9 protein-coding genes and 1 pseudogene are annotated in these 6,698 nt (G+C 72.5%); 5 read left to right on the top strand and 5 right to left on the bottom strand.

All coding sequences use genetic code 11. From position 1 onward, the window contains the following. Both AC2W7J_RS14155 and AC2W7J_RS14150 read left to right on the top strand, forming a co-directional pair. Positions 1-418 (top strand): hypothetical protein (locus tag AC2W7J_RS14155; protein ID WP_485983159.1); only part of this gene is annotated, 418 nt, incomplete at its 5' end. Then, positions 415-612 (top strand): hypothetical protein, encoded by a 198-nt coding sequence (locus AC2W7J_RS14150; protein WP_255185219.1) that lies wholly within the window; start codon positions 415-417, stop codon positions 610-612. The genes AC2W7J_RS14155 and AC2W7J_RS14150, both read left to right, overlap by 4 nt. A 108-nt stretch (positions 613-720) precedes the next feature. On the opposite strand, the gene AC2W7J_RS14145 is transcribed toward AC2W7J_RS14150, so the two are convergent. The 5 genes from AC2W7J_RS14145 to AC2W7J_RS14125 form a co-directional block, all read right to left on the bottom strand. Further along, complete coding sequence (locus AC2W7J_RS14145) at positions 721-1,089, bottom strand: MscL family protein (RefSeq protein WP_485983157.1); 369 nt, start codon at positions 1,087-1,089, stop codon at positions 721-723. 87 nt (positions 1,090-1,176) lie between these two features. Then, entirely contained in the window at positions 1,177-1,356 is a 180-nt protein-coding gene (locus AC2W7J_RS14140; RefSeq protein ID WP_485983155.1) for a hypothetical protein, read from the bottom strand. A gap of 319 nt (positions 1,357-1,675) precedes the next feature. Beyond that, positions 1,676-1,966 (bottom strand): FmdB family zinc ribbon protein, encoded by a 291-nt coding sequence (locus AC2W7J_RS14135; protein ID WP_255185222.1) that lies wholly within the window; start codon positions 1,964-1,966, stop codon positions 1,676-1,678. Between the two features lie 11 nt (positions 1,967-1,977). Then, complete coding sequence (locus AC2W7J_RS14130) at positions 1,978-3,495, bottom strand: potassium/proton antiporter (protein WP_255186305.1); 1,518 nt, start codon at positions 3,493-3,495, stop codon at positions 1,978-1,980. A 40-nt stretch (positions 3,496-3,535) separates the two neighbouring features. Further along, the gene (locus AC2W7J_RS14125; RefSeq protein WP_485983153.1) at positions 3,536-4,105 is read right to left on the bottom strand and encodes a 5-formyltetrahydrofolate cyclo-ligase; all 570 of its coding nucleotides are present in this window, start codon (positions 4,103-4,105) and stop codon (positions 3,536-3,538) included. Positions 4,106-4,128: 23 nt separating this feature from the next. Between AC2W7J_RS14125 and AC2W7J_RS14120 the strand changes: the two are divergent. The 3 genes and pseudogenes from AC2W7J_RS14120 to AC2W7J_RS14110 all read left to right on the top strand — a co-directional run. After that, positions 4,129-5,373, top strand: a pseudogene (locus tag AC2W7J_RS14120) (UTP--glucose-1-phosphate uridylyltransferase); the annotation flags it as partial. A gap of 49 nt (positions 5,374-5,422) precedes the next feature. After that, positions 5,423-5,911: a GNAT family N-acetyltransferase gene (locus AC2W7J_RS14115; protein ID WP_485983160.1), complete on the top strand. Its 489-nt coding sequence runs from the start codon at positions 5,423-5,425 to the stop codon at positions 5,909-5,911. A 304-nt stretch (positions 5,912-6,215) separates the two neighbouring features. Continuing rightward, positions 6,216-6,548 carry a hypothetical protein gene (locus AC2W7J_RS14110; RefSeq protein ID WP_485983151.1) on the top strand — a complete coding sequence of 111 codons (333 nt, stop codon included), beginning with the start codon at positions 6,216-6,218 and terminating at the stop codon, positions 6,546-6,548. Positions 6,549-6,698 lie beyond the last annotated feature (150 nt).

Below are 6,698 nucleotides of genomic sequence, written 5' to 3'. Positions count from 1 at the left end.
GTTGCCCGGCCACCGCGCCCTGCGGACCCTGCTCGCGGGCCTCGGCTCGCCGGCCCCGCAGCCCCCGCCAGACGGTGCGGAGCTGAGCCCGCTGCTGTCCGGATTCGTCCAGCGGCTGCGCGACTCCGGACTGTCGGTGCGCACCGGCGTGGGTGTCGGCGAGCACCGCATCGACATCGCCGTCGCGGACCCCCGTGACACGCAGCGACTCCTGCTCGCGGTCGACGTCGACGGCCCGGGCTACGCCGGCCTGGCCTCGACCCGGCAGCGCGACCGGATCCTCGTCGAGCGTCTCACCGACCTCGGCTGGCACCACCTGCGGCTGTGGTCGGTCGACATCTTCGCCGACCCGGCGCGCCAGGAGGCGCAGGTCGCCCGGGCCGTGCGCGACGCCGTCGCCCGAGAGGAGCAGTCATGAGTGCAGCAGACGAGACACCCGAGGGAGCCGATGCGGCGGAGGAGTCGCAGCCGGCCGAGCCCTCGCAGAAGGCCCGCCCGCGCACCCGCCCCGAGCAGACCCGCGACGACACCGACCGTGGGTGGGGCGAGCGCCCCGACGAGGACGAGCACGACCGCTGGCTGCGCGAGCAGCGCCCGCCGCACTGGGAGTGACGCTGCCGAGCTGAGGGTGACGCTCTCTCCCGCCACCGCAGCCGCACACAAGAAGACCCCGGCCCGCACGGATCAACCGTGCGGCGGGATCTACCCGTGTGGCGTGACTCAGGCGCGGCCGGCGCGCAGGGAGTCGCGGATCTCGCGGAGGAGCTCGACGGACTCGTCGGTGGTCTCCTCCTCGGCGGCGACGAAGCGCGCACGCATCGCGGTGTACGGCTTCACGACACCGAAGTAGACGACCGCGGCCATGATGATGAAGGCGACGAGCGCGGTCAGCAGCGGGCCGACCGTCTTGAAGCCGAGGATCTCCATCTTGTCGAAGTTGAAGTCGGCGCCGCCCGTGAGCTTGCCGATGACCTCGAGGAGGAAGGTGGTGAACGCGGTGACGACGCTGGCGAAGGCGGTCGCCATGATCAGGCCGACGGCGATCTCGACGAGATTGCCGCGCATGAGGAAGTCCTTGAAGCCCTTCATGAGGGTCTCCCTTCAAACTGGATAACAGGGGTCGCGGCCGAGGCCGCTCGTCTTTCAGTGTGGACCATCGACCCGCCGAACGTGCGGTTACGACGCCCCCGCCGTGTCGGGCCCGCCCTCCCCGACGAGGACGAAGCCGCCCTGCGTCGGGCCGTCGACCCCCATGTGGCGCAGGATCCGCCCGATCTCGTTGTCCGACAGGGTGATTCGCGCCACGGTCTGCCCGGTCGTGCTCTCCGACGTGCCGCCGAAGCGCGCCGAGCGCACGACGGGCTCCTCGCGGCCGGGCAGGTAGACGCCGACCGGTCGCCGGGGGAGAGGTGGTCGGCGGGCATCGCCAGAGGCAGGGAGAGCTCGGGGCCGGTGGGCGTCGAGCCGCTCGGGGCCAGCCTCTCGGTCGGCGCGAGCGCGCCGAGCGCCAGCTGGATCGCGAGCAGGATCGCCAGCGCGGCGAGGGCGCGGCGCAGCACGCCCAGGCGCCACGCGGCACGACGGGAGGGCCCGAAGAGGGCGGGCAGGTGCTGAGCGAGCGGGGATGCGGCCATGACCCGACGCTAGGGACGCGGCGGGTCGAAGGGAGTGGGTGTCAGCTCGCGGTGGACGACGAGGCAGCAGGCGTCGAGCTTGTGGACGAGCTGTCGCTCGAGGAGCCCGAGGTGCTGGACGAGCTCGACGACGCGGAGTCGCTCGAGGACGAGGTCTTCCGCGAGTCGTTGCGGTAGAAGCCGCCCCCCTTGAAGACGACGCCGACCGCGTTGAACTGCTTGCGCAGGTTGCCGCCGCACTCGGGGCACACGGTCAGCGCGTCGTCGCTGAAGGACTGGACGATGTCGAAGGCGTGGCCGCAGTCGGCGCAGGCGTAGGCATAGGTAGGCATATCGGCCGTTATCATACGTCGCTCCGCCACCCGGCCAGACGCCCCGACCGCGATACGGCACGGAAGCGACGCTCCGTCGCCTCGCGCACATTGCCTGGGGTGACGACGAGCAGCCGGTCACCCGTCCACAGGCGCGTGTGCGCGTCGGGGACGAAGGTGTCGCGGTCGCGGACGACGAGCGAGACATTCGCCCCCTTCGGCAGGCGAAGCTCGTAGATCTCGACGCCGGCGAGGCGAGACCCCGGCGGGACGGCCACCTCGAGCATCTCCGCGCCGAGCTGCTCCAGGGGCACCGCCTCGACGACGACTCCGGTGGCAACGGCCGGCTCGGTGACCCGCAGGTGCCGGGCCATCCACGGCAGCAGCGGCGCCTGCACGAGGGTGAAGATCACGACGAGCATGAAGACGAGGTCGAAGACCCACTCGACGCCGGGCACGGAGTTGGTCACCGGCACGGTCGCGAGGACGACGGGCACCGCGCCGCGCAGCCCGGCCCAGGAGATGAAGGCCTGCTCGCGCCACGGGATGCCGAAGGGGGTGAGCGAGACGAGGACCGACAGCGGCCGGGCCACGAGGAGCAGGACGAGGCCGACGAGGATCGCCCGCGGCACCTCGTCGAAGAACCCCGATGGCGTCGCGAGCAGGCCGAGCATGACGAAGAGCCCGATCTGCGCGAGCCAGCCGAGCGCCTCGGCGAATCCGGTGACCGCCTGCCGGTGGGGCAGGTGCATGTTGCCCAGGACGAGCGCCGCGAGGTAGCAGGCGATGAAGCCAGAGGCGTGGACCGTCGCGGCGGAGGCATAGGCGAGCACGCCGATGGCGACGACCCCGAGGGAGAACAGGCCCGACGTGCCCTGCGCGAGGCGCCGCATGAGCTTGCCGCCGAGGAAGCCGAGGACGAGGCCGATCGCGGCACCGCCGGCGAGCTCGGCGACGGCGAGCAGCCCGATGGCCCACCAGGGTTCGGCATCGGCCGGGTGGGCGATCTGCAGCGACAGGGCGGTGACGAGCAGGACCACGGGGGCGTCGTTGAAGCCCGACTCGGCCTCCAGCATCCCCGACAGCCGGCGCGGCAGCGGCACGACCCGCAGCACGGAGAAGACGGCGGCGGCGTCGGTCGACGCGAGGATCGCGCCGATGAGCAGGCTGATCTGCCAGTCGGTGTGCAGGATCTGGTGCAGCGCGACGGCGACGACCCCGACGGACACGAGCACGCCGACGGTCGACAGGGCGAGCGCGGGCGCGACGGAGCTGCGGATCGAGGACCACGTCGTCGTCAGGCCGCCCTCGACGAGGATGAGCACGAGGGCGCAGTAGCCGAGCACCTGCGCCGCCTGCTCGGAGTCGAAGGGGACACCCAGCCCCTCCTTGCCCAGCGCCAGACCCATGGCCAGGTAGAGCAGGAGCGTCGGCAGTCCCGAGTGGGAGGCCAGTCGCACGGCGGCGACGGCGACGACGAGGACGAGCGAGCCGGTGAGGAGGACGACCGAGAGCTGGCCCAGCCCGAAGCCGGCTGCCTGCTCGGTCATCGTCACGCGACCATCTCCTCTGTTGTCCGGGGTCAGTGTCTCAGGCGATGCGGGTGAGTCCGTCGGCCGTCAGCACGAGGCGGACGGGCACGTCGTGCGGGTCGGCCGGCAGGGCCTCGTCGGTGAGCTCGCCGGGATGCAGCAGGACGACGAAGGGGGTCCCCGCGGCGAGCATCGGCAGCACCCGGTCGTAGCACCCGCCGCCCTGCCCCAGGCGGGTGCCGGTGGTGTCGACGGCGAGCGCGGGGGTGAGCACGAGGTCGGCGCGGGTCGGGGTGTCGATGCCGAGGGGTGTGCGCTCGGGGTCGGCGAGGTCGCACCAGTCGAGGCGCATGTCGGGCAGCGTGATCGGCACGAGCACCCGGTGCCCGGCTGCCTGAAGGGCGGAGTTGACTGCTTCGGTCGGCGGCTCGTGGGGGAGCGACTCGTAGGACAGGACCGTCGTCGGGGTGCCGGGTCGGGCTCCGGGCCAGCCCGGCGGCGGGTCCGCGAGCAGGGCGCGGGCGAGTGCCGCCCCGTCCGACGGGAGTTCGCGGGAGGCGGCGAGCGCCCGCCGCTGGGCCCGCAGCAGGCGACGGACCTCTCCCTTCGTCCTCGCGCCTGGTGACATGGCGGCATCGTAGGGTGACCGGCATGGGAGCAGAAGGGCGTGACGCGGCCGTCGCCAAGATGACCCAGCGCGGGGTGGACCGGCGGGCCGTGGCCGTCTTCGAGGACTACTGGCAGCAGCTCGCCGACGGCGCCCAGGGCACGATCCCCGAGGAGAGCATCGAGCCGCTCGTCGACCCGCCCGAGCTCGCCGCCATCGAGGTGAGTGATGACGAGCGTCGCGCCGCGATGGCCCAGGTCGCCGTCATCAAGCTCAACGGCGGTCTCGGTACGAGCATGGGGATGTCCGGGCCGAAGTCGGCCGTCGTCGCCCGTGACGGGCTGACCTTCCTCGACATCATCGCCCGCCAGCTCATCGGGCTCGAGGAGCGCTTCGGCACGCGGCCGCCGCTCGTGCTGATGAACTCCTTCCGCACCCGCGAGGCCTCGCTCGAGATCCTCGAGCGCTACCCGCAGCTGGCGCGCCAGGACCTGCCGCTCGACTTCGTGCAGAGCATGGAGCCGAAGCTCGACGCCGAGACCCTCGCCCCGGTCTCGTGGCCCGACGACCCCGAGCTCGAGTGGTGCCCGCCCGGCCACGGCGACGTCTACGTCTCGCTCGCCGCCTCGGGCCTGCTCGACCAGATGCGGGCCGCCGGCATCCGCTATGCCTTCATCTCCAATGCCGACAACCTCGGCGCGACCTGCGACCCCGACATCGCGGCCTGGCTGATCGCCGAGGGCATCCCCTTCGCCGCGGAGGTCGCCGAGCGGACGGCCAACGACCGCAAGGGCGGCCACGTCGCGGTGCGCAAGAGCGACGGCCGGATCGTCCTGCGCGAGTCCGCGATGGTCGTCGACGGCGAGGAGGACCTCTTCCAGGACACCTCGCGGCACGGGTGGTTCAACACCAACAACCTCTGGGTCGGCCTCGACGAGCTCGACGCGCTGCTGCGCGAGCGCGACGGCGTGCTCGGGCTGCCGATCATCATCAACCGCAAGACCGTCGACCCGACGCGCGCCGACTCGACGCCGATCATCCAGATCGAGTCGGCGATGGGGACCGCGGTCGAGGCCTTCGAGGGCAGCGTCGCGCTGCGCGTGCCGCGCTCGCGGTTTCGCCCGGTCAAGACGACCAACGAGCTGCTCCTGCTGCGCAGCGACGTCTTCGAGCTCGACGAGGCGTCGCGGGTCGTCTCGCTCATCGACCGCAAGGACCCGCGGGTGAGCCTCGACGGGGCCTACAAGTTCATCGCCGACTTCGACGCGCGCTTCCCTTCGGGGGTGCCCTCGCTGCGCGAGTGCACGAGCTTCGCCGTCGAGGGTGACGTGACCTTCGGTGCCGACGTCGCGGCGGCCGGCGACGTCGAGGTCTCGCCGCGGAGGCGGCGACGGTGGCGGACGGGACCCGGCTCGAGGGCCGAGTCACGTTGCCGCAGTGAGGCGCTCGCGAGAGGTCGTCCTCACCGGGGCCACCCCGGCAGGCGAGGGAGTCTCCCTTCGACCGGTGCGAAGGGGGGACCGCGCCGAGTTCATCGCGCTGCGGGAGCGCAATGCCGACTGGCTGCGGCCGTGGGACCCGACGGTGCCGCCGGGCGGGCCGGCGCGGCGGGACATCGCGGCGGACTTCGGTGGTTATGTGCGGGCTCTGCGGGCGGAGGCCCGCTCGGGCGGCGGGCTGAGCCTGCTGATCGTCGTCGGCGGCCGCATCGTCGGCATGGTCTCGGCGAGCAGCATCGTCGAGGGGGCGCTGCGCTCGGCGAGCATCGGCTACTGGGTCGGGCGGGAGGTCGCGGGGCGCGGCATCGCGCGACGGCGGTCGCGATGATCGCCGACCACCTCATGGACCCGCAGGGGCGCAACCTGCACCGGGTCCAGCTCGAGATCCGCCCGGAGAACGCACCGAGCCTGGTCGTCGCGGCGAAGCTCGGGCTGCGCGAGGAGGGTGTGCGGCGGGCCTACCTGCACATCGACGGCGACTGGCGCGACCACCGCAGCTTCGCCGTCGTGCGCGAGGAGCTCGGTCCCGGAGGGCTCATGGCACGTCTGTCACACCAACACCATCCGCCACGTACGCGACACACCGAGTAACCTGCGCGCCGCGAAGCGTTTGCCCTCATAGCGTTGTCCTCGTGCAGCCGAGCAGCCTCATCTTCGTCCTCGTCGTGGCGATCTGGGCTGTCTACCTCCTCCAGTACTGGATCAAGCGCCGCGACCACCTCTCCACCGTGCGGTCCGTCGACCGCTTCTCCGCTGCCATGCGGGTGCTCGACGACCACCGCCTGCGACGGGAGTCGGCCGAGCCGACCCCGCGCTCCTACTCCGTCGCTCCGGTGCGCGCCGCGCGACCCGAGGTGACGGTCAAGCACCGCCGAGGCCCCGCAGCGCCGCCGAGGCCCCGCAGCGTGGTCGCCTCGCCGAGCCGGTCGTCGGTGCCCCGCGGCGGTGCGTGGTCTGGCCCGTGACGACGTGCTCGTGCTGCTGCCCGTTCGTTCGCCCTCGTCGCGGCCTTCGGCCCGCTGCCCTGGTGGGTGGCGCTCGCCTGGCTCGTCGGCACCGTCGCGGCCTTCGGCTGGCTGCGCCAGGCGGTGCAGGCCGAGCGCACGGCCCGGGCT

The sequence above is a fragment of the Janibacter sp. CFPM2_SD2 genome (assembly GCF_057364645.1).
Note: the sequence above shows the minus strand (reverse complement) of the source record. Positions and strands in the feature narration are given on the sequence as shown.